This is a genomic window from Streptosporangium amethystogenes (assembly GCF_000721075.1).
In the GTDB taxonomy this organism is placed as follows: domain Bacteria; phylum Actinomycetota; class Actinomycetes; order Streptosporangiales; family Streptosporangiaceae; genus Streptosporangium; species Streptosporangium amethystogenes.
The window spans coordinates 17950-41766 of record NZ_JOEQ01000046.1 but is presented as its reverse complement, the minus strand read 5'-3'; the positions used below and the strand labels follow the sequence as shown (position 1 = coordinate 41766).

General features: G+C 70.1%; 21 protein-coding genes. 8 read left to right on the top strand and 13 right to left on the bottom strand.

The window, feature by feature from the left end; all coding sequences use genetic code 11:
* Nucleotides 1-4: 4 nt before the first annotated feature.
* Both IG98_RS0139355 and IG98_RS0139350 read right to left on the bottom strand, forming a co-directional pair.
* Entirely contained in the window at nucleotides 5-685 is a 681-nt protein-coding gene (locus IG98_RS0139355; protein ID WP_051753516.1) for a VC0807 family protein, read from the bottom strand.
* A complete protein-coding gene (locus tag IG98_RS0139350) occupies nucleotides 682-1314 on the bottom strand; it encodes a TetR/AcrR family transcriptional regulator (protein WP_030924691.1) in 633 nt (210 codons plus the stop codon). The genes IG98_RS0139355 and IG98_RS0139350 overlap by 4 nt, the downstream gene beginning before the upstream one ends.
* 199 nt (nucleotides 1315-1513) lie before the next feature.
* On the opposite strand from IG98_RS0139350, the gene IG98_RS0139345 reads away from it, so the two are divergent.
* Together IG98_RS0139345 and IG98_RS0139340 are read left to right on the top strand one after the other, a co-directional pair.
* A complete protein-coding gene (locus tag IG98_RS0139345; RefSeq protein ID WP_030924690.1) occupies nucleotides 1514-2773 on the top strand; it encodes an RNA polymerase sigma factor in 1260 nt (419 codons plus the stop codon).
* A 147-nt stretch (nucleotides 2774-2920) separates the two neighbouring features.
* Nucleotides 2921-3502 carry a TetR/AcrR family transcriptional regulator gene (locus IG98_RS0139340; RefSeq protein WP_030924687.1) on the top strand — a complete coding sequence of 194 codons (582 nt, stop codon included), beginning with the start codon at nucleotides 2921-2923 and terminating at the stop codon, nucleotides 3500-3502.
* Between the two features lie 49 nt (nucleotides 3503-3551).
* Here IG98_RS0139340 and IG98_RS0139335 read toward each other — a convergent pair whose 3' ends face one another.
* From IG98_RS0139335 to IG98_RS0139305, 7 genes are all read right to left on the bottom strand, one after another.
* On the bottom strand, nucleotides 3552-4892 hold the full coding sequence (locus IG98_RS0139335; protein WP_051753515.1) for a cytochrome P450: 1341 nt from the start codon (nucleotides 4890-4892) through the stop codon (nucleotides 3552-3554).
* Nucleotides 4889-5497 (bottom strand): GTP-binding protein, encoded by a 609-nt coding sequence (locus tag IG98_RS0139330; protein ID WP_030924681.1) that lies wholly within the window; start codon nucleotides 5495-5497, stop codon nucleotides 4889-4891. Before IG98_RS0139330 ends, IG98_RS0139335 begins: the two co-directional genes overlap by 4 nt.
* Complete coding sequence (locus IG98_RS0139325; RefSeq protein WP_030924679.1) at nucleotides 5478-5834, bottom strand: DUF742 domain-containing protein; 357 nt, start codon at nucleotides 5832-5834, stop codon at nucleotides 5478-5480. The genes IG98_RS0139330 and IG98_RS0139325 overlap by 20 nt, the downstream gene beginning before the upstream one ends.
* Nucleotides 5831-6265 carry a roadblock/LC7 domain-containing protein gene (locus IG98_RS0139320; RefSeq protein WP_030924676.1) on the bottom strand — a complete coding sequence of 145 codons (435 nt, stop codon included), beginning with the start codon at nucleotides 6263-6265 and terminating at the stop codon, nucleotides 5831-5833. The genes IG98_RS0139325 and IG98_RS0139320 overlap by 4 nt, the downstream gene beginning before the upstream one ends.
* Nucleotides 6266-6363: 98 nt before the next feature.
* Entirely contained in the window at nucleotides 6364-7977 is a 1614-nt protein-coding gene (locus IG98_RS45905) for a sensor histidine kinase (RefSeq protein ID WP_063766366.1), read from the bottom strand.
* 469 nt (nucleotides 7978-8446) lie between these two features.
* The gene (locus IG98_RS0139310; RefSeq protein ID WP_245651906.1) at nucleotides 8447-10945 is read right to left on the bottom strand and encodes a discoidin domain-containing protein; all 2499 of its coding nucleotides are present in this window, start codon (nucleotides 10943-10945) and stop codon (nucleotides 8447-8449) included.
* A 621-nt stretch (nucleotides 10946-11566) separates the two neighbouring features.
* On the bottom strand, nucleotides 11567-12967 hold the full coding sequence (locus IG98_RS0139305; RefSeq protein WP_051753513.1) for an FAD-binding oxidoreductase: 1401 nt from the start codon (nucleotides 12965-12967) through the stop codon (nucleotides 11567-11569).
* 218 nt (nucleotides 12968-13185) lie between these two features.
* Between IG98_RS0139305 and IG98_RS47815 the strand changes: the two genes are divergently transcribed.
* Both IG98_RS47815 and IG98_RS0139290 read left to right on the top strand, forming a co-directional pair.
* Nucleotides 13186-13677 carry a GNAT family N-acetyltransferase gene (locus tag IG98_RS47815; RefSeq protein ID WP_051753512.1) on the top strand — a complete coding sequence of 164 codons (492 nt, stop codon included), beginning with the start codon at nucleotides 13186-13188 and terminating at the stop codon, nucleotides 13675-13677.
* Nucleotides 13677-17228 carry an ATP-binding protein gene (locus IG98_RS0139290; RefSeq protein WP_051753511.1) on the top strand — a complete coding sequence of 1184 codons (3552 nt, stop codon included), beginning with the start codon at nucleotides 13677-13679 and terminating at the stop codon, nucleotides 17226-17228. Before IG98_RS47815 ends, IG98_RS0139290 begins: the two co-directional genes overlap by 1 nt.
* A 110-nt stretch (nucleotides 17229-17338) precedes the next feature.
* On the opposite strand, the gene IG98_RS0139285 is transcribed toward IG98_RS0139290, so the two are convergent.
* Nucleotides 17339-17647: a hypothetical protein gene (locus tag IG98_RS0139285; protein WP_030924660.1), complete on the bottom strand. Its 309-nt coding sequence runs from the start codon at nucleotides 17645-17647 to the stop codon at nucleotides 17339-17341.
* Between the two features lie 145 nt (nucleotides 17648-17792).
* Between IG98_RS0139285 and IG98_RS0139280 the strand changes: the two genes are divergently transcribed.
* Nucleotides 17793-18284 (top strand): GNAT family N-acetyltransferase, encoded by a 492-nt coding sequence (locus IG98_RS0139280; protein WP_030924658.1) that lies wholly within the window; start codon nucleotides 17793-17795, stop codon nucleotides 18282-18284.
* Between the two features lie 33 nt (nucleotides 18285-18317).
* On the opposite strand, the gene IG98_RS0139275 is transcribed toward IG98_RS0139280, so the two are convergent.
* The 3 genes from IG98_RS0139275 to IG98_RS45895 form a co-directional block, all read right to left on the bottom strand.
* Nucleotides 18318-18674: a DUF742 domain-containing protein gene (locus tag IG98_RS0139275; protein WP_030924655.1), complete on the bottom strand. Its 357-nt coding sequence runs from the start codon at nucleotides 18672-18674 to the stop codon at nucleotides 18318-18320.
* The gene (locus IG98_RS0139270) at nucleotides 18674-20575 is read right to left on the bottom strand and encodes a sensor histidine kinase (RefSeq protein WP_051753510.1); all 1902 of its coding nucleotides are present in this window, start codon (nucleotides 20573-20575) and stop codon (nucleotides 18674-18676) included. Before IG98_RS0139270 ends, IG98_RS0139275 begins: the two co-directional genes overlap by 1 nt.
* Nucleotides 20576-21152: 577 nt before the next feature.
* Nucleotides 21153-21512, bottom strand: coding sequence for a barstar family protein (locus tag IG98_RS45895; protein WP_211264305.1), 360 nt, complete (start codon nucleotides 21510-21512; stop codon nucleotides 21153-21155).
* 208 nt (nucleotides 21513-21720) lie between these two features.
* On the opposite strand from IG98_RS45895, the gene IG98_RS0139260 reads away from it, so the two are divergent.
* The 3 genes from IG98_RS0139260 to IG98_RS0139250 are packed head-to-tail and all read left to right on the top strand — an operon-like array spanning nucleotide 21721 to nucleotide 23622.
* On the top strand, nucleotides 21721-22593 hold the full coding sequence (locus IG98_RS0139260) for a DMT family transporter (RefSeq protein WP_030924649.1): 873 nt from the start codon (nucleotides 21721-21723) through the stop codon (nucleotides 22591-22593).
* Complete coding sequence (locus IG98_RS0139255; RefSeq protein ID WP_030924646.1) at nucleotides 22590-23213, top strand: GntR family transcriptional regulator; 624 nt, start codon at nucleotides 22590-22592, stop codon at nucleotides 23211-23213. The genes IG98_RS0139260 and IG98_RS0139255 overlap by 4 nt, the downstream gene beginning before the upstream one ends.
* Before the next feature lie 58 nt (nucleotides 23214-23271).
* The gene (locus IG98_RS0139250; protein WP_030924644.1) at nucleotides 23272-23622 is read left to right on the top strand and encodes a hypothetical protein; all 351 of its coding nucleotides are present in this window, start codon (nucleotides 23272-23274) and stop codon (nucleotides 23620-23622) included.
* The last annotated feature ends 195 nt before the right edge of the window (nucleotides 23623-23817 follow it).

The window sequence follows — 23817 nt, the reverse complement described above, 5'->3', positions numbered from 1 at the left end:
CACGTCAGGTGGAGGGTGCCGGGGCGCCCTCGCGGTCGAGCGGCGCGTACATCGCGCTCCGCCTGTCGAAGAGTCCCACCGTGGCGAAGTAGATGTTGGCGATCACCATGAGTGTGATCGACGTGCCGGCGTACAGTGCGCTGCCGAGCGCGGGGACGGCGTCGACCGGCAGCGTGTAGGCCATGACCACGCGCGCCGCGGAGTCGAGGAGGGTGCCGGCGCCCCACAGGACGGTCGTGACCCGCCAGGCCCTGCGGAAGCGGGGGAGCCGTTCCCACAGCACGTCCCACGGCTCGCCGGTGCCGCGGACCGGGAACCTGTGCTCCAGCAGCGGCCGGCTGAACAGGAAGGTGAGCGGCATCCCGGCCCGCAGGCTGGCCAGGAACCAGAGCCCGACGGCGGCCGTCAGCCACCCTTCCCTGGCGAGCAGGAACCGCTCGCTGCCGCTGATCAGCGAGGCCCCCACGCCCAGCACCATCATGGCCGTCATGAAGACGGAGAGCCCGTCGACCCTGCGTTCCCTGACCAGCAGGTAGGCGCCCATGGCCGCGGGCACCACGGCCGTGACGAGCAGGGACAGGTAGACGCTCATCCCGGCCGAGCGCAGCACGTAGTACAGGACGGCCGGTACGAGCAGGTCGACCAGCAGGCGCAGCAGCGTGCGCCGCCTGCCCGGGGCGCTCACGGCCCGCTCCTGGTCGCGAGATCGAACAGCGTCACCAGCTCCTCGGCACAGGCGGCGAGGTCGAGATCGGGTCTGGCCTCCAGCAGGAACGGCAGGCCGTCCAGGGCGCGTTGCACGGTCGCCGCCATGACGAAGGTGTCGAAGTCGCGGAACTCGCCGCCGCGCTGCCCGTCGCGCAGGATGCGCACCAGGTGGCCGAGGACCTCGTTCTCGTCGCCCCCGTCATAGGAGCGGCTCGCGCCGTCCTCGTCGCGGAAGTTGAGGAAGATCTCCATCATCGCCCGCATCCGTGCGCGGTTGTCCGCGACGTAGGCGACCAGCGCGGTGATGTAGGTGCGCAGCGCGTCACGGGCACAGGTCACGTCGGCCATCCGCCCGGCCATGAACCGTCCGATGTGATCGTAGAACTCGGCGACGGCCGCGCTCATCAGCTCGTCCTTGCCGGCGAAGTGGTACGAGATCAGGCGGGTGCTGCTCAGGCCCGCCCGTTCGGCGATGCGGGCGAAGGACGTCTGGCCGTAGCCGAGCTCGGCGATCGTCTCGATGGTCGCCGCGATGATCTGGGAGCGCCTGGCCGCGCCGGTGAAGGAGTGCTCGGCGGGTGTTTCCCTGCCCTTCCTTACTTGCATGAGTAAAAAATACGTCATGCGAGTAATTCGGGCAAGTGTGCCGAGCCCGGTAAGGCCGGCTGTCCCGTCCGATTCGCGCGCCGCTCGCCGGCCGGTGAGCGGCACGCGGTCCGTGCGCGCCCGCGCCGTGTCCGGGGCCCTCGGAACGACGGGACCGAGAGGTGTCGCGGGTGCGGGCGAGATGGTTGGATCGGGAGGCATGGTGGTTGGTGATCCTCATCGGGTGGTCGAGGCGGTCTGGCGGATCGAGTCCACGCGGGTGATCGCGGGGCTTGCCCGGATGGTGCGCGATGTCGGCCTGGCCGAGGAACTCGCGCAGGACGCCCTGGTCCTCGCACTTGAGCAGTGGCCGAGATCCGGCATACCTGATAATCCCGGAGCCTGGCTCATGTTGACCGCCAAGCACCGGGCGATCGACATGATCCGCCGCAGGACCCGCTACGAGCACAAGCTCGAAGAGGTCGGCAGGGACGTGGAGATCCGTCAGGAGGCGGCCGAGGCCGAGCTGGACGACGCCCTCGACGACCACATCGGTGACGACGTGCTGCGCCTGCTCTTCACCGCCTGCCATCCGGTGCTGTCCACCGAGGGACGTCTGGCGCTCACCCTGCGCCTGCTCGGCGGCCTGACCACCGAGGAGATCGCGCGCGCCTTCCTGGTGCCGGAACCGACGGTCGGGCAGCGGATCTTCCGGGCCAAGCGCACCCTCGCCGAGAAACGGGTGCGCATCGAGATGCCGGCCCCGGCCGAGCTGGGCGAGCGCCTCGCGTCGGTGCTGGAGGTCGTCTATCTCATCTTCAACGAGGGCTACTCGGCGACCGCCGGTGACGACTGGACGCGTCCCTCGCTCTGCGAGGAGGCACTGCGCCTGGGCCGGATCCTGGTGGGTCTGATGCCGCGGGAGGCCGAGGCTCACGGCCTTGTCGCCCTGATGGAGATCCAGGCGTCGCGCCTCCGGGCCAGGACGGGGCCGGACGGTGAGCCGGTCCTGCTTCCCGACCAGGACCGGAGGCTGTGGGACCGGCTGCTGATCCGCCGGGGGCTGGAGGCGCTCGAACGTGCCGAGAAGCTCGGCACGCTCGGTCCCTACGGCCTGCAGGCCGCGATCGCGGCCTGCCACGCCCGCGCGCGGTCCACCGACGACACCGACTGGGAACGGATGGCCGCCCTCTACCGGGTGCTCGTCCACCTCACCCCCTCGCCCGTGGTGGAGTTGAACCGCGCGGTCGCGGTGAGCAGGGCGTACGGCCCGGCGCGGGGCCTGGAGATCGTGGACGGGCTGGCGGCGGAGCGCGCGCTGAGGGACTATCCGCAACTGCCCGCCGTACGGGGTGATCTGCTCGCGAGACTGGGCCGCCTCGACGAGGCACGCGCGGAGTTCGAACGGGCCGCCGAGCTCACCCGCAACGAGCGCGAGCGGACCCTCTTCCTGGCCCGGGCGGCCGCCACCCACGAATGAGCGAAAGCGGTACCGCCGGCCGGAGGCGCCGGTGGCCAGGATGATCTTCTCTGAGCCGGGCGTCTCTCCTCCGGCTAGGATGTGGAGCACCGCTCCAATAATGATCGGAGCGGTGCTCCCTTTGTCGGCGGCTGGAGAGCACATCGCATGGCCGAGGTGATGCGCGCCGATGCGCGCCGCAATTACGAGCAGTTGCTGGCCGTAGCCAGGGAGGCCTTCGCCGAGCACGGGACCGACGCCTCACTCCGGGACGTCGCCCGCCGGGCGGGCGTCGGCATCGGCACCCTCTACCGGCACTTCCCCACTCGGGAGGCCCTGCTCGAAGCCCTCATGAGCAGTGGCTTCGACGCCCTCCAGAGCAGGGCGGAAGAGCTGCTGGCCGCGTCCTCGCCCCGTGACGCGCTGCTCGTCTGGCTGCGCGAGCTGGCCGTCGGCTCGACCACCTACCAGGGTCTTCCGGCGTCGGTCATGGCCGCGCTGCGGGAGGAGGGCTCCGAACTGCACGCCTCCTGTCACGCGATGCGCGCCTCCGGGGGCCGGCTTCTCGCGCGGGCCCAGGAGTCCGGTGCGGTCCGCGCCGACCTCGTCATCGGCGAACTCCTGGCCCTGGTGGCGGGCATCGCCTGGGCGAGCGAGCAGTCGACCGGCCACGACCTGATCGAGCGTCTGCTCACCCTGTCCGCCACAGGCTTCGCCGCGGACCGGTCGCCGGGCTCCGCTCCGGCCTGACCGGGGGCGTCCGTGCGCGGACGATCGAGTCTTCGGGGCAGGGAGGGGCCTACCTGGGGGCGTCCCAGGTGTTCGACGGGCTCTGGCCGGTCGGCACGGTCGGGCTGAACCGTACGGGCAGGGCCTCCAGGCTGCGAACCCACAGCGAAGGGCGCCACCGTAGCGCGTCCGGTTTCACGGTGAGATAGACGTCGGGCAACCGGTCGAGGAGCACCTCCACGGCCGTCTTGGCGATGATCTCGCCGAGCTCGGGCGCGGGGAAGGGGCAACCGTACTCGCCGTGGCTGAAGGACATGTGCGCCCGGTTGGCGCCGGAGCCGGCATGGGCGGCCGGTTGCACCTGCGGATCGGCGTTGGCCGCGGCGACGCCGAGCACCAGCAGGTCGCCCCGGCGAATGCGCCGCCCGGCCAGCTCGCAGTCCTGCACGGCCCAGCGTGAGGGCAGGTTCGGCGAGGGCGGATCCTTCCACAGCACCTCGTTCAGCGCCTCGCCGACGCTGCTGCGGCCACCCTGCAGGTTCATCGAGAAGTGGTCGTCCACCAGCATCAGCCGCAGGGTGTTGCCGATCCAGTTGGCGCTGCTGTCGTGGGAGGCGATCATCAACACGATCAGGTCCTGGACGATCACCTCGTCGGTGAGCCGCGCGGCGTGTGCCAGCAGGTGCGAGGTGATGTCGTGGCCCGGCCGGGTGCGCTTGTCGGTTATGAGCCGGCCTATTTTGTCCAGAATTCGGGGAAGCGCCGAAGCGGCCTCCTCGCTCCCGCCCAGCACGTGGTTGACGTCCTTGACCAGGTCCGGCAGGTCGGTCTCCGACAGCCCGAACAGCCGGGTGACGACCTGAGCCGGAATCCGGTAGGCGTACTGGGAGATCAGGTCGGTCTGGCCGTCCCCTGAGAACTCGTCGATCGCGAGGTCGGCGACCTGCTCGCAGATCAGGGCCAGCTCGGTGCGGTCGACGGTGTCCAGCGCGTCGCTGATGGCGCCACTCCGCCGCTGGTGCTCGACCCCCTCGGAGTACATCACGGACGGCTGCCATGTCACGTACGGGAGCGACGGCCAGTCCGGAGGGAGGTGATCCCGCATGTTCCAGCGCCTGGGGTCGCGGCCGAACAACTGCGGCTGGCTGGTGACATGGTGCAGCTCGCGGTAACCGATCACGAACCAGGCGGGCATGTCGTCGAGGAGAATGGGGACGATGGGCCCGTGCTTGCGGCGCATCTCCTGGAACATCGCGGTCGGGTCGTCGTCGATCAGTGACGCGTGCAGCCGTACGGCATCGGCGTGGTCGGCATATCCCTCCAGCGGCTCCCGTCTCCGCTCGGGATTCCGAGGCGCGGGCGGGGCGGCGGACGGGGCTGTGGAGTCGGGCAGGGGAGGGGAGTTCGTCACGGCATGCTCTCTTGGGCGGGCGACTGGTCGTGGGTGCGGGTGAGGTGCTCCATGAGCGTGATCAGCACGTGCTTGCCCGAGGACCGCTCCCGCGCGTCGCAGTCGATGAGCGGGACCTCGGGCGACAGCGCCAGCGCCTCGCGCACCGCCTCCAGGGAGGGCCCGTCGGTGAAGCGGTTGACGGCGACGACGAACGGGGTCCGGTGGTGCTCCAGCCGGTCGATGGAGTACCAGGAGTCCTCCAGGCGGCGGGCGTCCACCAGCACGACCGCGCCCAGGCTGCCGGCGAACAACTGGTCCCACACGAACCAGAACCGCTGCTGACCGGGTGCGCCGAACAGGTAGAGCACCATGCTCGTGTTCAGCGTGATCCGGCCGAAGTCGAAGGCCACCGTGGTGGTCGTCTTGGTCCGTACCCGGCTGGCGTCGTCGATGCCCACGCTCGCCTGGGTCATGACCTCCTCGGTGCTCAGCGGACGGATCTCGCTCACCGAGCCGACCAGGGTGGTCTTTCCCACGCCGAACCCGCCGACGACCACGATTTTCAGGGCATCCGCGGCGGTCGTGCGCAGCGGCGTTCTCTGGTCAGAGGTTGTGGAGTGCAACGAGCACCTGCCTCAGGATTTCGGGATCCGGTCGTCCGGCCTGTGCGGCGACCGACGGATGACGGACGGTGATGCGACCGGTGTCCAGCAGGTCGCGCAGCAGGATCTTCACCACGCTGACCGGCAGCCGCAGCTCCGCCGAGATCTCCACCACCGCCGTCGGCCGCTGGGCCATCCGCAGGATCCTGATGTGCTCGGACTGCATACCGGGGGTGGGCGCGCACTCGCTGACGATGAGGGAGACGGAGTCGAAGGTTTTCTCGTCGGCGCTGGTACGCCCCCCGGTGACCGTGTAGAGCCGGTCCGGGTCTTCTTGGTCGATGGCTCGCCGTGTCATACGCGGTCGTCGCTGTTCTCCGTTTGCCGCGGTGCCGCGGTGAGGTACACCCCGATCTGCTCCACCAGTTCGTTCATGTTGTGCGCGATGAGCCCCACCTCGCCGTCCTCCTCGGCCACCACGGCCAGGTGGGCGCCGTCCCCGGCCGGCACGATGAGCAGCAGTCCGCCGGCGAACTCCACCATCGCCTGCCCCGCTCCGATGCCGTCCCCGAACTCGGCGGAGGCGCTCAGCGAGAGGCTCTGGATCCCGGCGGCCAGGGCGGAGAGCTGGTCGGCCCCGTCCCGGCCGAGGCCGGCGGTGAAGCACATCTTCAGGCCGTCCCTGGTCAGCACCAGCACATGCCTGATCCCGGGGGTCTTCTCCTTGAGGTTCTCCAGTAGCCAGTCGAAGTCACGGTCGGTGGTGTGCGAAGCGTCGGTTGTGCTCATAGAAACGACGGGGTGCCCCTTCGGCGCGTGCGCGGAAGGGACGGCCCCTGCCTCCTCATCTGTGAATCCAAAGATGTCCGGTGGTCGGCGGACGCGTGTCAGGAGTCGCCCGGGGCCGAGGAGGGGGCTGGGGAGGGGGAACGCCCACGGCCGCCGGCCTGGCGGAACGCGGCGAACCTCGCCGCCGAGTCACGCCCCTCGCGCACGGGCTTGGCAGGCGATGTCTGCCGCGCCCTGGTCGCCTCGGCCAGCGTCTGCCCCCGGCGCCGCCTGGGCAGCGGATCCTCGGACTCGTCGGCCGGCCCCTCCTGCGCGGGTACGGCCGGCGCGGGTACGGCGACCTTCACAGGGCGGCGGACCGACGACTCGACGACGGGCGGCACGGTGGCCAACAGGGGCTGAGTGATCAGCAGGCGCGGGATCAGCATCACGACCCCCATGCCGCCACGGGCGGACGGCCGGAAGCTGACCGTCAGGCCGTACTTGTCGACCAGGCGCCCCACGACCGCCAGGCCCAGCCGGGTGCCGGACAGCGTCCGCAGGTCGAGCGGCTCGGACACGAGCCTGGTGGCGTGCTGCCGCTCGCGCGGGCGCATCCCCAGACCACTGTCCTCGATCGTGATCACGACGCCGGCGTCCTCCTCGTCCACGTACACGTGAACCTCGGTGCCGTGCGCCGAGAACGTGGCGGCGTTGTCCATCACCTCGGCCAGCGCGTGCATCACACCCTCCGCCGCGTATCCCGCGACGGCGACGGTGCTGGTGGAGTGCAGCCGGATGCGCCGGTAGGCGCCGATGCGGCCCATCGCGCCGCGCAGCACGCTCTCCATGACGATCGGCCGGGTCCATCGCCGCCCGGAACGGCCGCCGCTCAGCAGGGCGATGTTGTCCGCCAGCCGGCTCAGCTGGGAGACGCGGTGGTCCAGGTCCAGCAGGTCGGCGAACGCCTCCTCGTGCTCGCCGTACCGCTCCTCCAGCTCGCGCAGCCGGGCGAGCAGGCTGGTGGCCTGTGCCTGCACCCGGGCCGCGGCCCCGGCGCACGCCGCCATCACGGCGGTGCCCCTGCGCTCGCTCTCGGAGAGCTGCCGCGCCGTCTCGCTCAGCAGGTCGCGCAGCGGGCCGGGCCCCGGCTGGTGTGTCTCGGCCAGTGCGGCGCTCACCGACATCCGGTTCGTCTGGATCCGCCGGACCAGATCCGGCAGCGTGTCGTCGGTCAGCCGGGAGATCTCGTCCTCGGTCGCCTCGCGGTACGCCCGGGCGGTGGCGAGCTCGCGTTCGATCAGCTCAAGCTCGTGCCCGGCCGCGTCGAGCAGCCGGCGCAGCGGGCCGTCCGGGGGCTGCGGCAGCTGGGAGAGCGCGTCGGCGGCCGAGACGCCGCCGCGCACCTGGCGTCCCAGCGAGGGCAGCGACTCCTCGGCCATTCGCAGCACTTCCCGCTCCAGCCAGGTGAACCGCGCGCCGGCCCACTCGGCCCGCTCACGCAGCCGGCGACCGGTGCCGGCGTAGTGGACGATGGCCGCGGCGGCGCCGGACAGCAGTACGGCCGAGATCCCGCCGACGAGCGCCATCAGCTCTCTGGCCTCGTAGGGGACGGCGGACACCGCCCACAACCACATGCAGGCCATAATGATCATGGTGCCGAGAGAGGCGATGACCGCCAGTTCCCTCGGTGAAAGCCTGCTCCGGGTCCGGTGCGGTACATCTACTGACATCGGCGTCCTTGGGGGGTGGCGGCAAGGCGTGACAAGGCCGCGTTGAACTTGCTGTTCCCCCTGCGATATCGGTCAACCGGGTGGTGCCGCTTCACGGCAGAGCGCGAACAGGCACACACCGTAGCACCACGCCTACGGCTAAGAACAGACAGTCACTCTCGAACCACGCATTTCCATTCTAATCAACCGTGAGTCAATGTATTCGTCGATTAATACTTTCTATTCGGACATTTGCTTATATAAGGTCATGATTTTCCGTGGAGTCGGCGGGATGCGGTCTCGTCGGCCCGGGGATCCGGGGCACGCGTCCGTGCCCGGAGAACGGCGGATCTCGATCGGTGGCCGGGGACCGTACGACACGAGGCCGTGGGCCTCCCTGCGACAGTGGAGACCCACGGCGTGGGGGTGAAGTGCCTGATCAGCGGGGAGAGCGCGTTGACCACCGCTGATCAGGCGGGCTCAGGGCACCTCAGGGGTAGGAGACGAGCTTGGAGGGGATCGTGTCCGTGCCGAAGGCCGGGCCGCCGGTGCCGTTGATCACATGGTTGATCCGCCCGTTGCCGCCGAGGGAGACGGTGAGCAGGCTGTGGAACTTGACTCCCGGCTTCACCGGGGTCTCGAACGCGTTCTCCACCTGGATCGTCGGATCGACGTTGAAGTAGACGTAGCTGCCCAGTCCCCAGCCCTCGTGGGTGTTGACCGCAGGGCCGACCTTGTAGGCCGCCCAGCCCTTGGTGTCGCCGTTCATGTAGGCCGCCTGGTTCGGCGGGTCGTACGCCTTCTCGTTCTGGAAGAAGATCGTCCGGCCGCGCTCGCCGTACCACTCGACGTCGTACTTGCGGTAGTGCTCGACGAACAGGCCGGTCGCCAGGACGTCGTCGCCGTTGACGATCAGGCCGGTCTCGGCGGTGTTGACGTTCCAGCCGATGCCGTCGCCGTGGTCACCGCGCCACAGCCAGGTGTGGTCGATGATCACGTCGTCGCTGTTGACGACCACGCTGGTGGTGGCGTTGCCGGCGAAGGCGCCGCCGATCCGGACGAACACGTCCTGCAGCGTGGTCGGATTGGCGGCGTGGTCGGCGCTCGACCCCGGCGGGCCGACCTCGATGAGCACGTCGGACTTCTGCGGGCCCGCGTCGACCAGGAAGCCGGCGAGCCGCACGCCGTCCACGTCGGCGACCTTGACCGCGCCGACGCCGCCGTCGGGGATGATCGTGGCCAGGCCGAGACCCAGGACCACGGTGTTCGCCCGGGTCACGTTGATCGGCTGGTCGACGTGGTAGATGCCGGGGGTGAGCAGCAGGTGCAGGCCCTGGCTGAGCGCGGTGTTGATGGTCGCGGCCGTGTCACCGGGCTTGGCGACATAGAACTGGCCGAGCGGGATCGAGCTTCCGGGAGTGGCGCCGTTCGCCCAGCTCACGCCGCGCGCGTCGGTCCGCTTGGCCGGGACGAACACCCGGTACTCGTTGCCGGAGACGTAGAGGTACGGCTTCTCGCGGCTGATCGGGGTGTTGTCCAGTGTGGTGTAGGACTTGTCGGCGAAGGCGGTGGCGGGAGCGCCCTGCACCCCGGAGAAGACCATGTTCCACACGCCGTTGAGCCAGCCGCCGACGGAGCTGTCCCGGGTGTACCACTGCTGCTGCGAGTACGGGCCGACGGTGCCGTCGATCTTGCTGTCGGCGATGTAGCCGCCGCTGGCCCAGCCGTAGCCGGTGGGGGCCAGGTTGAGCGCGCCCTTGATGTGCATGCGGCGGAACGGCGCGGCCTGGGAGACGGCCCACTGGTTGGTGCCGCCGGGCGGCTGGACCGACAGGTTCTCCGTCGAGCGCCAGAAGTTCTGGGTCGCGTTGCCGCCGAACCAGCCCGCGTCGACGGTCACGCCGTTGACGGTGACGTCGTCGGGGGACTGTCCCAGACCCATGATCGAGGTGTAGAAGCCGACGTTGGCGTTCACGTTGTAGGTGCCCGGCTTGAACAGGAAGGCGTGGCGCCCGGTGCCGAACTGGGCCGACTCCTGCTGCCGGAAGACGGTGTCGAGTTGGCTCTGGATGCCGGCGCTGGACATGGACGGGTCGAAGACGTGAACGTTCGGCCCCAGGTCCCCGCCGCCGGGGATCACCGGGCCGTCAGACGTGGTGTAAACGGCGAACTCCCACAGTGAGTATCCGTAGCCGGTGGCTCGGGTGGTGCCCTGCATCCGGACGTACCGGGCGGAGCCGCTCACCTCGTGCGACTGAACGCCACCGGTGGCGCCCGTAACGGACTTCAGGTCGTTCCAGGTGGTGCCGTTGGCCGACCCCTGGAGCTTGAAGGCGCTCGCGTACGCGGCCTCCCACCTCAGGTCGATCCTGCAGATGGTCTGGGCCGAGCCCAGGTCCACCTGGATCCACTGCGGGTCGGCGGCCACGCTGGACCAGCGGGTCCCGTTGTCGCCGTCGAAGGCGGCGCTCGCGGGGGTTCCGCCGTTCTCGGTGGACGACGCGGTCGAGGGCTTGTTCAACGCGGCGTTGGTAGCCCCGCACTGGCCCACCGGGCCCGAGCCCCCACCGAAGACCTGGAACTCCCACAGTGAGTATCCGTAGCCGGTGGCTCGGGTGACGCCCTGCATCCGGACGTACCGGCCACTGCCGGTGACGTCCCAGGTGTCGATCCCGCCGTCACCGCCGGTGACGGTCTTCAGGTCCGTCCACGTGCTCCCGTTCTCGGACACCTGGATCTTGTATCCGCTGCCGTACGCGGCCTCCCAGTTCAGCACGATCCTGCTGATGCCGGACGAGGCGCCCAGGTCCACCTGGAGCCACTGGGAGTCACTGGCCGCGCTGGACCAGCGGGTGCTGGTGTTGCCGTCGACCGCGGCGGCCGGCGGGGTGCCGCCGTTCTCGGTCGAGGAGGCCGTCGCGGTCTTGCCCTGCGACAACAACGTGTCGGCGAAGGCCGGGCTCGACGGTACTGCGAGCAGAGCCGCCACGACTGCCGTGGCAGTCCATAAGGCGGCAGGACGGAACAGACCTCTCATGCTTGTCTCCACAGTGGATCCGGGGGGTGGAAGGTCCGACAGCAGATGAGGCGCGACTACGGCACCCGTAAATCAACGCCTTATTTCTACACTTAATTTAACTCGTCGGAAACATGAGGTCAATAGGTCGCGCGTCATGGATGGGATGGATCGGAGGTCCTGCCTCCGCGGGTGGGAGCCGAGGTCAGGGTGCTGTTCCCGCGAAGCCCCCGGGCTCTGCCGGATCTCGCCGCCGTGTCGGATCCACCGCGGGCCGATCTGCAAGATCGCGTACTGGGCGCCGGTCGAGGGCGTCCCGGCGAGTATCCGCCGCGTCGGCGGACCTCGAGGATACTGGCTTAATTAATGAGATTAAGTAATATCAATGCGGATTGATTATTAATCAATAGGAATTCTGGCGTGCGGAATATTTGTGGTGCCATGAAAGCTTCCGCGTTGTCCACCGCGGTTGTCGCATTGGTGAAGGCGGGCCGGACTGCCTGGCAGCGGGACGTGTACCGCAACACCGTGTAGGTGGGCGCACACACGATCACCACACCGGCAGGCCCCCCGGCCTGCCGGTGAGTCGTGAGGTCAGACGCGGGGCACGACGTGGCCGAAGCGGAACACCCGGGCCGGGTCGTAGTGGTCCTTGAGGGCGACGAGCCTGCGCAGTGTCGGCTCCGGCCAGGCGCGGGCCAGGTCTTCGGGGGCGAGCATCGCCCCGTGGAAGTTGAGCTGCGTCCCGCCGGTCAGCCAGGGAGCCAGGGAGCCGAGCACGGCACCGCCCACGGCCGGGATGACCGTGTCGAGCAGTTCGGGAACGGGGGCGCCGATCACCATCACGCCGAAGGCGGCGTCCCGTCCGCCCACGGCGTTCGGCCGGCGCGGCTCGCGGCCCAGCGCCCCGCCCAGCTGGCGCAGCTCAACGACGGCCAGCGGCACGTCGACCGTCGGGCCGGCCGCTGCCAGGAGCGCCTCCACGGTCTCCGCACCGAGCTCGCGCAGCAGGGCGCCGCGCTCCCAGGTCGGCATGGGGTGCACCGGGTCCTGGTGCACGGAGTCGATCGCGCCGAACGGCATCTGTGCGATCTCGCCGAAGATCGGCTCGGCGACGGCCCGCATCGGGGCGAGAAGAGCCTCCGCCTTGTGGGCGTCGCCGAGGTGGGCGAAGCGCAGGTGGGTCACGAAGCGGCCACGCAGCTGCGGAGGGAGCTCGGGCATCGGGGGCAGGCGCAGCATCGCCACCGAGGTGGTCGTGGCCTCCGGCAGCGTGCCGGCCCAGGTCCGGTAGGCGTGCAGGACGGCGGGGGTGTCCTCGGCGCTGAAGTAGAGGCCGCCCCCGTACAGGGTCGACACCGGGAACAGGTCGATGACCATGGAGGTGACCACGCCGAAGCTGCCCTTGCCGCCGCGCAGTCCCCAGAACAGGTCGGGTTCGGTCTCCGGGTCCGTCACCCGGACCAGGCCGTCCGCGGTCACCACGGTGATCTCCCGTACGTGGTCGGCGGCGAAGCCGAAGGTCCGCGAGATCGGGCCGATGCCACCGCCCAGCGTGTAGCCCACCGCCCCGACGCCTGTGGACGAGCCGCTCAGGGGTGCCAGGCCGTACGGGGTCGTCTGCGCGATGACGTCCGCCCAGCGGCAGCCCGCGCTGACCCGCGCGGTGCGGCCGGAGGGCTCGACGGTAACCTCGCGCATCCTGGAGGTGTTGATCAGCAGCGCCCCGTCGGAGGCCTGGACGGCGCCGTGCCCGGTGGCCTGCACGGCGACGGGAAGGGAGTGGTGGACCGCGAAGCGGACCGCCGCCATGACGTCCGAGGTGCGGGTGGCGCCCACGACGACGGCCGGGTGGTGCCGGACCGCGGTGTTGAAAGTCGCGATCTCCTCGTCGTAACCGTCCTGACCGGGAGAGAGGACAGGGCCGGCGACCTGGCCTCGCAGGACTTCCAGCTCTCCGCCGAGATACCCGGCTGTGGAAAAGACGGTGCTCATGAAGGTTCTCCCGATGGTGTGAGACGACTCGCGGCGTGGGGCGAGGTCGCAGGGCCTCGATCGGCCCGGTCCTCCAGTTATCGCAGCCGGCACTTGGAGACGGCTGGGTTGTCACTGGGCGCCCGGCGGCCGCGGCGATCGAGTGGTGGCCGCCGGTCCCGGCCGAGGCCCTAGAGGACTCCAAGTCTTTTCCTAGACGGCGATGAGACGCTGCGTGCATGTCGTCGTCACTGGAGTCCCAGCCCTCCAGCATCCTGCTGTTACGGGAGGTCCTGGCACACGCGGGTGCGACGGGTCCCGATCTGCTCGACGAGGCCCTGGAGGAGGCCCTGTCCGAGGTGTCGGTCGCTCGCTGCCGGGTGTACGTGCTGGTCGATCTGGCACGGCCCGTGGACGATCCGCCGGTGGCGGGTGCCCTCGTCGAGGTGGGGCAGCCCGCCCGTGACGCCCGCCTGCGAGCCATGGTCGTCGCCCTGCCACACCGGGGACAGGGTCTCGGCCGACGGCTGCTGGGTGACCTGCTGACGGAGATGCGCGCGGACGGCGTCCAACGGGTGCGCTACCGTGTGGCGGTGACGGATCCGGGAACGTTCTCACTCCTTGGCTCCTCCGGTTTCGTCGCCGCCGACAGAACCCCCATCGCGGCCTGCCGATACGATGGGCCCGCGATCGAGGCGCTGGCGGTCACCTGGCTCGTGCGGGAGTTGTGATGCTCGCGAACGGTGGCGAGGTACCGGATACCGTCCAGGCCGCGACGCGCCTGGATTTCCGCATCCTCGGACCGGTGGAGGTGGCCGACGGCACCGGTGCGGTCCTCGACCTCGGATCCCGCAAGCAACGGGCCGTGCTGACGCTCCTGGTGCTCAACGCGCCCCATGTCGCACCCCTCGACCAGATGATCGACCGGCTCTGGGCCGACGAGCCGCCGTCCAGCGCGACGGGAACGCTCCAGGCGTACATCTCCCAGCTCCGTAGGATCCTCGAACCGCTGCGCAGCCCTCGGTCCCCCGCTCGCGTCCTGCTGACCCGGGAGCCTGGGTACCTGCTGGACATCTCACCCGATCAGGTGGATGCCAACCGCTTCAGCCGGGCCGTCGAGGAGGCACAGGCCGCCCTGGCCGACGGGCGGGCGGGGGAGGCCGAGCGGTCGCTGGACGCGGCACTCGGCACCTGGCGAGGCGAGCCGCTCGCCGACTTCTCCGACCGCTCCTTCGTGGGGCCTACCGTGGCCCGCCTCACCGAGGTGCGCCTGTTGGCGCTGTCCACGAGGGCCGAGGCGTGGCTGCTGCTCGGCAGGTTCAGCGAGGCCGCCGTCGAGGCCGGGCATCTGCTCGATCTCGATCCCTACCGGGAGGGGGCCTGGGCGCTGCTCATGCGCGCCCTGTACCGCGACCGCAGGCAGGCCGAGGCGCTGGCCGCCTACCAGCGCTGCCGCACCCTCCTCGGTGACGAGCTCGGGCTCGATCCCAGCCCTGAACTGCGCCGTCTCGAACAGGCCATCCTTGACCAGGACGAGTCTCTCGAAGGCTCCTGGCCGTCGATCGCGCGAGGGGAGGAGATCTCGCCCGCGAGCGGGGGACCGTCTCGCGGAGAGGACGTCGTGGCTCCCCGGACGGCAGGGGAGTGGCGAGCCTCGGTCCCGCGCGGGCGCAGGCTCGTGGGCAGGGAGCCCCACCTGCGCCGGATCCGGGAGCGGGTGCGGGACACGGTCCGTGGTGCGGGAGGTGTGCTGCTGGTCAGCGGCGAGTCCGGTGTCGGCAAGACCCGTCTGGCGGAGGCCGCGGCCGAGATCGCCGGGGAACTGGGCGTCACCCCGGTGTGGAGCCGGTGCGTCGAAGGGCGCGGCGCGCCCGCGTTCTGGCCGTGGATCCAGGTGCTGACCACCCTCGAAGAAGAGGCGGAGGCCGGTGCCGGAGGGCTTGAGGCTGTGACCCGGGAGGCGGCGGGGGTCGAGAGCGTGATCCGCCGGTTGACGGGCGCGGACGGGGCCTCGGTCGCGGACGATCCCGACACCGCGCGCTTCCTGCTCTACGACGCGGTGGCCAGGGCGCTGGCACGACGGGCGGGCGCGGCGCCGGTGCTCATCCTCATGGAGGACGTCCACTGGGCGGACGCCGCATCCCTGAAGCTGCTGACCTTCCTCGGCGGCGACCTGCACCGGGTGCCGTTGCTCGTGCTGGCGACCCTGCGCCCCGAGGCCGCCGAGGCCGCCGAGGCACGGCCGACGCTGACGGACGCGCTCGGCGATCTGACCCGGCAGCGCGGTACCGAACGGATGAGCGTCACCGCGTTCACGCGGGAGCAGGTCGCCGACTACCTGGACGACGCGGGTCCCGACGATCTGGACCGGGCCGGCCGTGCGGACACCGGTCCCGACCCGGCCCTGGCCCGCGCGCTGCACGACCGTACCGGTGGCAACCCCTTCTTCCTCGGCGAGGTGCTCCGCCTGCTGGACAGTGTCTCGCCCCTGGACCAGGTCGCCGCCGCGGACGTCACCTCCCTCTCCGTCCCCGAGGGGGTGCGCGACGTCATCACCCAGCGCGTCTCACGGCTGCCCGAGGACTCCCAGACGCTCCTGCGGGCCGCCGCGGTGATCGGCAGGGACGTCGACGCGGACGTGCTGGAAGCCGCCACCGGGATCGGCGGCGCCCGGATGATGATGCTGCTCGAACCCGCGGTGGCGACCGGCCTGCTCACCGAGGTGGCCGGAAGCTGGGACTATCGCTTCTCGCACGCGCTCGTCCGCGAGGCTCTCTACACGGGGCTGAGCCGACTGCAGCGGGCGCAGATCCACGGGCGGGTGGGTGAGGCGGTCGAGAATCTTCACCCGGGAAACCTGGAGCCGCGGCTGCCCGTGCTCGCGCACCATTTCGGCATGGCGGCCAGAATCGGTCACTCGGCCAAGGCGACGTCGTACGCCGTCAGGGCGGCGGTACAGGCGGCGGCCCGCCTCGCCTACGACGAGGCGGTCATGTTCTGGGAGCAGGCGCTCGCGGCGCTCGACCCGCAGTCCGCGGATCCGGCGTTCAGCCGCGGCGCCCTGCTCATCGAGCTGGGACGGGCGCGCAGGGTGGCAGGCGACGTGATCACGGCGCACACCGCCCTGGACGAGGCCGTGACCCTCGCCACCCGTAAGGGCGACGACGCGGCGGTGATCGAGGCGGCGACGGTCTTCGGCGGAGTGACGCTGTGGAACTGGCGCGCCTACGGCGTGGTGGACACGCGCATGATCGAGGTGCTGGAGGACCAGCTGAACCGGCTGCCGCCCGGACGGGAGGCGGTCAGGGCCGAGCTGCTGGGAACCCTCGGAGTGGAGCTCTACTACAGCGAACGGCGGTGGGAGGGAGCGCGTCTCGCGGCCGAGGCGGTCGCGCTCGCCCGGCGGGCCGGTGACCACCGCCTGCTCGCGCGCACGCTCAACAACTTCGTCATCGCCTCCTGGACCCCGGAGTACGAGGAGGAGCGCTACCGGGCGGCGGAGGAGATCCTCTCCCTCCCCGACCTGCCCCGGGTCGCCGAGATCATCGCCCGCCTGCACCGGATGCCGACCTTCCTGCGCGAGGGAAGGCTGACCGACTACGACGCCGAGCTGGCCCGCTGCCTGCGCCTGACCGGCGAGGTGCGGATGCCGGAGATCGAGACGCAGGTGACCTACGCCGCGACCGGGCGGGCGATGCTCGACGGCCGCTGGGAGGAGGTGGAGAGGCTCGCCGCGACCGGCGCCGAGAGCTACCGGCGCATCAGTCTCTGGGGCCCGGAGTACATCCACCTCCTCTGTGCCTTCTTCTCGTCCTGGGCACAGGGCCGGCACGGGGTGCTTCTGCCGGAACTGCTTGAGGCCGCCGAGGACGACTCCAACAGCCTGCTGCGCCCCGCCGCCGTACTGGCCGTGATCGAGGCGGGGGACGAGGCGCTCGCCCACCGTCTGATCGACCGGTGGGGCGTCGCCGTCGAGCATGACTGGGCGTGGCAGTTCGTCACCTGGCAGTGGGGTCTCGTCGCGGCCAGGATCGGCCGCCCCGATCCGTACGGGCTGCTGGAGGAGCTGGAACCCATCGCCGAACAGCTGGTGACGTTGGGAACGGGGTGCATCTCCTGGGGGACGGTCCATGATGTGGTCGCCCAGCTGCTCCACAGGATCGGTCGCGTCGAGGACGCCCTGACGCACGCCGAGCGAGCGCGGGAGATCCACCACCGCCTCGGGTTGTGGCACCTGGAACACCGCAGTGCCGCGCTGGCCAAGGAGATCCGCGAAAGCTGATCCCTCCGGCCGTGGGCGCGGTCATCCTCGCCGTGACCGCGCCTCCCAGTGGAGCGGTCCACCCGGCCGTACCGGTGCGGGGGTGCGCCTCCCGGGCTCGTCCGCCGTGTTCAGTCGTTCCGGTTCCGTCTGGCGGGTGTCCGCCGATCCGCCTCGTCCGCCAGTTGTTCCTCCACGATGGCGCACCAGCGGTGCCAGCGCGCCAGATCCAGGTGCTCTTCCACATCGCCCACGCCCGCGTCGGCCATGAGCTGGTGACTGCTGGCCGCCGCCTCGTGGGCGTTGAACAGAGCGTGGTGGCCGTGATTGGCGAGTGATTCGCTGACCGCCAGATTCACGGCTATCTCTCCCATCGTCCTGGGCCGGCCGTCGCCGAAGCCCTTCCCGGTGAGGTCGCGGCTCTCCGAATCGTCACTCATAGCTGCTGAGTGCCCAGCAGGTCTCGGGTCTATCTGGGAGCCGCGCTCCGATGTGGACGATTTCCGGACGTCAGAGCGGTGGGCGGCGCTGTCCCGCCGGTGCCGGGGCATGTCGCGGGACGGTCGCGAGGTTACCCTGCACGGCATGATTGAAGTGGAATTGCGTGGATGGCGACCCGACGACGTGTGGGTCGTGCTCGACGCGTTCGGCTCCCCGGACATGGCCGAGCAGGCGGCTCGGCCCATCGACACGGCCCAGGCGGCGCTGGAGTGGATGGGGGTCTGGGGCTTCCGCGATGACGCGCGGGCGTTCGCCGTGGTGTCCAACGGCGAGGTCGTGGGGAACGTCGCGGTGAGCAACATCGACGCGCACGAGACCGGCTGGGTGTCCTACTGGACGATCCCGCGTGCCAGGGGACGGGGCGTGGCCGTGGCCGCCGCCAGGAAGATGGCCGAGTGGGCGTTCGGGGAACGGGGGCTGTTCCGCCTGGAGCTGGCGCACCGGGTCAGCAACGTGGCCTCCTGCGCGGTGGCCACCAGGGCCGGATTCCGCTCCGAGGGGATCGAGCGGGCCAAGCTGAGTTACGCGGGCGTCCGCCACGACGTGGAGCGGCACGCCCGCCTGGCCACGGACTGAGCGGCGCGGTTTCGCTCGCCGGGCTCAGAGGGCTCAGAGGGCTTTGAGCCCGGCGAGGAGGTCGCGGAGCAGGTTCTCGCGGGGGATCGCGGAGGGAGCCGCGGGGAGCCGTATGGTGATCAGGTCGTGGTCGCGCAGGTCGCCGAGGAGCACCCGGAGCACTCCGACGGCCATGCCGGTCTCCCCGGCCAGCTCGGCGACGGAGATCGGCGCGCGGCAGGCGTTCAGGATCGACATGTGCTCGGGTGGCAGGTCCCGGCGCGGGGCCCTGACCGCCACCACCACGGCCATCAGGTCGAAATGGGCCCCCGCGGCCCTGGTCCTGCCGCGGGTCATCGTGTAGGGGCGGACGATCGGACCGGCCTCCCGGTCGAGCCAGCGCTCGGTCATCAGGGCCGACCCTCCGGCCCGGTGCGCTGCCGTTCGTCGTGGAACGAGGCGAGCACGCCGCTCGGGACGGCTCTCCTGCCCTCCGGGGTGGTCTCCGCGACGGGGTCGCCGGAAGCGGCCCGTTCGGCGGGTACGGTCTGGCGCACCCGTTTGGGGAGGCCGTTGCCGGAGGGAAGCCTTTCGATCTCGACCGAGTAGGTGAACCGGGGATCGAGCGGTTCGACCACCAGCTCGCTCGGGAGCAGCACGATCGCCGTGGTGCCGCCGAAGGGGGAGGGACGCAGGGAGACGCGGATGCCGTGCCGGATGGCGAGCTGCGCGACGACGAACAGGCCGAGCCGGTCGCTGTCGGCCAGGTCGAACTCCGGTGGGTCGGCCAGCCGCGCGTTGAGCCGGGCCATCTCCTCGGCGGGGATGCCGAGCCCCCGATCCTCGACCTCGATGGCGTAGCCCCTGGCGACCGTCTCGCCGTGCACGCGTACCGAGGTGTGCGGGGGAGAGAATATGGCGGCGTTCTCGACCAGCTCGGCGACCAGGTGGATCACGTCGGTGACGACCGCGCCGATCACGGACGGGCCGTGCGGAACACTGATCGTCACGCGCGGATAGTCCTCGACCTCCTCGACCGCGGCGCGGACCACGTCGTAGATCGTGACCGGTGTCCGCCATCCCCGTCCGGGGACGGCGCCGGACAGGATGATCAGGCTCTCGGAGTGGCGGCGCATCCGGGTGGTCAGGTGGTCCAGGCCGAACAGATCCTCCAGGGTCTCCGGGTCGCGGGCCCGCCCTTCCATGGTCTCCAGCATGGCCAGCTGCCGGTGCAGCAGGGACTGGCTGCGCCTGGCCAGGTTCACGAAGACCTTGTTGACGCCCTTGCGCATCTCGGCCTGACCGACGGCGGCCTCGACGGCGGTCCGTTGCACGGAGGAGAACGCCTCGCCGACCCTGGCGACCTCGGTGGTGCTGCCGACGTTGATCTCGGGTGCCTCCGAGCAGACGTCCTCGCCCCGGCGGAGCCGCCGGACCACGTCGGGCAGTCGCCGGTCGGCCAGGTCGAGGGCCGCCTGTTGGAGGTCGATGAGCTCGCCGCCCAGCCGCCTGCCGAACCGTACCGACACGAAGACGGACAGCCCGACCGCGACCAGGCCCAGCCCGCCGGCGAGGCCGACCTGGATCAGGATGCCCCTGGCGAGCGGCATGGACCGCTCGCTGATGCGTTCGCTGACCTTTCCGGCGCGGCTGTCGAAGTCATCGGAGAGACGGGCGGCGACCTCGGCCCAGGCGGGGTCCGGGACCGCCGACGTGGGGACGGCGTCCTCGATCCTCTCGAACGAGGAGTAGTCGGGGGAGTCGTGCAGGGGGGTGTAGAGGGCCTGGAACTCGGCGTCGAACTGGTCGAAGCCCAGGGAGTAGAGGAGCCTGCGGCCGGTGACCAGCTCGCTGAACCTGGCACGTTCCGAGGGGCTCATGGCCCCCTCGACCACGGCTCCGGCTATCAGGGCGGCCTGCCGGCTGAGGATCTCGCGGCTCCGCCCGACCATGACGACGGCCCGCGCCTGGTCGGTCAACTCGATGTCGGTGGATATCCGCACCTTCTCGTAGACGTCGAAGGCGGCCTCGATGATCCCGGTGTAGGCGTCGAGCGTCTGCAGCCGGGTGTCGGTGCGGGTGTCGACGCCGCTGCGGATCTCGGTGAGCCGGTCCATGGCGCGAAGGAGCCGGTTCAGCCGCTCCCAGGTGCCCGGGACGAGGTCGGAACGGGCCTCGGTGATCAGTCGCTCCAGCTCGGCTCGCGCGTCGTTCGTGCGGACGCGCTGGGCGTCCAGTTCCGCACGCGAGACGTCGACGTCTCCCAGGACGGACAGCGACATCAGCCGTTCGTGCTGGAGCGCGGTGGTCACCTTTCTGGCGGGCTGGACCGCGTACGCGTAGCCGTCGCGGATCTTGAGGAGTTCCTGGCCGCTCTGGACCGTTAGGCTGGCAGCAAACGCCCAAATGACTACAAGGGATACAATCGGTACCAAAAGTAAGGTAAAAATTTTCACCCTGATTGAGTATTTTCGACCAGCCATAATACCTCGCACTACTGAGATGCGTGGTTAACAGTCGCCAAACATAGCAATGAGGGTCACCTGGTGCTAGATGTGCATGTGGGTTACGTTGAGATGATTTATCGTGCTGTATCGGTTTGGAACCTTCCATGCCTCAGACGCGTCTCTTAGGTAGGAGGGGACCTTCGATGCAAACGATTGCGGAGCTTGTCAAAGCCGAGGCCGAGCGGGCGGGACAGTCGGCGCGGACCCACGGCGGCACGCTGGCGGTGCAGCTGGTCCGTTTCAGCCCGCGACTGGTGACGGCCGAGGTCGACGAGGGCGCCGCGTGCGTCGAGTTCCGGATCGTTGACGAGACGCTGGACTGGCGCTGCAGCTGTCCCGAGGGTCGTGACGGCGCCTTCTGCGCGCACTGCGTGGCGACGGCTCAGTCGGTCAGCACGAGAACGGACAGGAAGGACTCTCCGGGCGTGTCATCGGCGACCGCCTCGGTGAGGACGGTCCGGATGGCGTCGTAGGTCTGGCGGTCCTCGCTCCGCAGCGTCGACGGCTCCGACCAGAGCAGCAGGTGCTCGCCCGGCGGCAGCCACGACAGGTCGGTCAGCGCGTCATAAAGCGAGTCGAGGGTGTGCCCGAAACGGTCGGGCAGGTCGAGAGCCTCGGCGATCGCGTCCATCGCCTCGGCTGAAGTGGTGATCTTCGTGCCGTTCAGCGGATGCGGCGTCGCGGTGCCGAGCATGGACTCGACCTCCTCCGCCGACACCTGGCGGAACGTTCCCCTGGGCAACGCGATCACCCCTGTCCATCGCCGGAGGGGGTGTGTGGTGACTCATCATCGACCGCCCTGAGCTGCTGTTTCGTACTGCTTATCGGACATCTCACCCCGCCGAACTACCCGCGCGCGTGCCCTGGAAAACGGGACGGCGGCGTGTCTTCCCGGCCGTCCGCCGGAATGGCATTGTCTGGTTGTCAGACAATATGCTTACAATCGGCCCGTGAAACTTGCCGTGATCGGAGCCGCCGTGCTCTGGGGGACCGCGGGAACCGCGGGCCTGCTCGTCGCCGGGGTCGATCCCGTCTCCATGGCCGCCGCACGCCTGGTGATCGGTGGCCTGGTCCTCGCGGCCGTCACCGGTCCCGCGCGGCTCCCGGGTCTCCCCCGGGGCCCGCTCGCGGCGGCCGCGCTGGCCGTGGCGGCGTACCAGCTGTGCTTCTTCGCCGCGGTCAGCAGGACCGGGGTGGCCGTCGGCACGGTGGTCGCCATCGGCAGCGGCCCCGTCTTCACCGGGCTGCTGTCCTGGCTGCTCGACCGCGTGCGGCCCAGCCGCCGCTGGGCGACGGCGACCGCGGCGGCGATCGCCGGCTGCGCCGTACTCACCGGAGGGGGAGGCGAGGTGCGGGCCGACGGGGTCCTGTTAGCGCTGCTCGGCGGCCTGCTGTACGCGTTCTACGCGGTCACCGCCGCGCGGACGATCAGTGCGGGGGCGCCCTCCGACGCGGTGATGGGGCTGATGTTCGGTGGTGCGGCGGTCATCATGGTGCCCGTCCTGCTGTGGACCGGCACCGGTTGGCTCGCCGAGCCGCGCGGCCTGCTCACCGCCCTCTATCTGGGCTGTGCCACCACCGCGCTGGCCTACCTGCTGTACGGAAGGGGGCTGCGCACCACCCCGGTCGCGACCGCCGCCACCCTCGCGCTGGCCGAGCCCGCGGTGGCGACACTGCTCGGTGTCGTCGTGCTCGGCGAGCGGCTCGGGGCCGCCGCGGTCACCGGCCTGCTGTTGCTCGGCGCCGGCCTGGTGGCGGTCTCCCTGCCCGAGCGCGTCCCTCCGGCAGGCCGGGACGGAAGGGCAATAGGGTCGTCGGCGTGACCCTCCCGCTCCATCCCGTCTCCGCCGTCGGCGCGCTCGCCGACGCCCTGCGCCGGCGGGTGCTGTCCGGCGAGATCGACCCGGGCACCACGCTGCCGGAACAGGAGCTCTCGGCCCTGTACGGGGTGGCCCGCCCGACGGTCCGCGAGGCGCTCGCCGTGCTCGTGCACGAGGGGCTGCTCAGGCGCGAGCGGCACCGCAGCGCCCAGGTGGCCGAGGTGACCGTGGCCGACCTGGACGACCTGATGTTCGTCCGACGCCCGCTTGAGGAACTGACGGCCACCTCGCTGGCCGGTCGGCGGGTCGGGGAGGCGGACGCGGCACTGGCGCGGATGGCCGCGCTGCCCGCGGACGCCCCCTGGTCGGACATGGTGGCCGAGCACATGGCGCTGCACCAGGCGCTGGTCGTCGCGGTGGGCAGCCCCCGGCTGGAGCGGCTCTACGGCATGCTGGCCGTCGAGACCCGGCTCGGCCTGGTGAGGCTGCGCGCCGTCTACTCCGACCGGCACGTACTGGTCGCCGAGCACCGGAACCTGCTCGACGCGATCGGCAGCGGTCCCGCGGAGGCCGCCAGGGAGGCGGTCGCCGCGCATCTCGATCACGGCTGGGGCGATCATTAGGCACTGACTTGCACGGCTCTATTGCACGCGGAGCCCCGGAGTGGTCACAATCGCGCCCATGCACGGCAACTCAGTGCCGGACTCCTACGTATATGTCACCGAAGAAGGCGTGACCCGTCACTACGCGGACGGCAGCGTTGACGCCCTCGCGTGGGAGGACGTCGTCGAGGTGCGGGTAGTGGGCGATACGGACTCGGACATCCTGTACATCCTTCTTGATCGAGAGGGCCAGGGGTGCGTGGTGCCCAGGTCGGCGACCGACGCGACCTTCCTCGCCCGTCTCCGGTATCTCCCGGACTTCGATCTCGATCGGCTCGGTGCGGCGGTGGAGGCCGCGCGCGACGATTACGTCGTCGTATGGCGCAGTCCAGAACCACCTTCCGCTCTTCCGGATTTTGAATACGACTAATTTCACATTATTGACAAATATCAGCGGTCAAAGGAACACGTTTGATCCGCTCCGTCAAGATGCTATCTCCTTATACTTCGGCCAATAGTGGACAGTGGCCGGTATTCCCCTGCCCAATGGTGATCACTAGGATTTCCATGGGTATCCACGCTCCTGATGCATTAGGGAATGCTGTCAACTATTGAAATAAGATGC

Excerpts from the sequence above, each read along its gene's own strand:
- IG98_RS0139350 (WP_030924691.1), bottom strand. The coding sequence starts at position 1,314 with ATGCAAGTAAGGAAGGGCAGGGAAACACCCGCCGAGCACTCCTTCACC.
- IG98_RS0139345 (WP_030924690.1), top strand. The coding sequence starts at position 1,514 with ATGGTGGTTGGTGATCCTCATCGGGTGGTCGAGGCGGTCTGGCGGATC.
- IG98_RS0139340 (WP_030924687.1), top strand. The coding sequence starts at position 2,921 with ATGGCCGAGGTGATGCGCGCCGATGCGCGCCGCAATTACGAGCAGTTG.
- IG98_RS0139325 (WP_030924679.1), bottom strand. The coding sequence starts at position 5,834 with ATGACACGGCGAGCCATCGACCAAGAAGACCCGGACCGGCTCTACACG.
- IG98_RS0139320 (WP_030924676.1), bottom strand. The coding sequence starts at position 6,265 with ATGAGCACAACCGACGCTTCGCACACCACCGACCGTGACTTCGACTGG.
- IG98_RS45905 (WP_063766366.1), bottom strand. The coding sequence starts at position 7,977 with ATGTCAGTAGATGTACCGCACCGGACCCGGAGCAGGCTTTCACCGAGG.
- IG98_RS0139305 (WP_051753513.1), bottom strand. The coding sequence starts at position 12,967 with ATGAGCACCGTCTTTTCCACAGCCGGGTATCTCGGCGGAGAGCTGGAA.
- IG98_RS47815 (WP_051753512.1), top strand. The coding sequence starts at position 13,186 with ATGTCGTCGTCACTGGAGTCCCAGCCCTCCAGCATCCTGCTGTTACGG.
- IG98_RS0139290 (WP_051753511.1), top strand. The coding sequence starts at position 13,677 with ATGCTCGCGAACGGTGGCGAGGTACCGGATACCGTCCAGGCCGCGACG.
- IG98_RS0139285 (WP_030924660.1), bottom strand. The coding sequence starts at position 17,647 with ATGAGTGACGATTCGGAGAGCCGCGACCTCACCGGGAAGGGCTTCGGC.
- IG98_RS0139280 (WP_030924658.1), top strand. The coding sequence starts at position 17,793 with ATGATTGAAGTGGAATTGCGTGGATGGCGACCCGACGACGTGTGGGTC.
- IG98_RS0139275 (WP_030924655.1), bottom strand. The coding sequence starts at position 18,674 with ATGACCGAGCGCTGGCTCGACCGGGAGGCCGGTCCGATCGTCCGCCCC.
- IG98_RS0139250 (WP_030924644.1), top strand. The coding sequence starts at position 23,272 with ATGCACGGCAACTCAGTGCCGGACTCCTACGTATATGTCACCGAAGAA.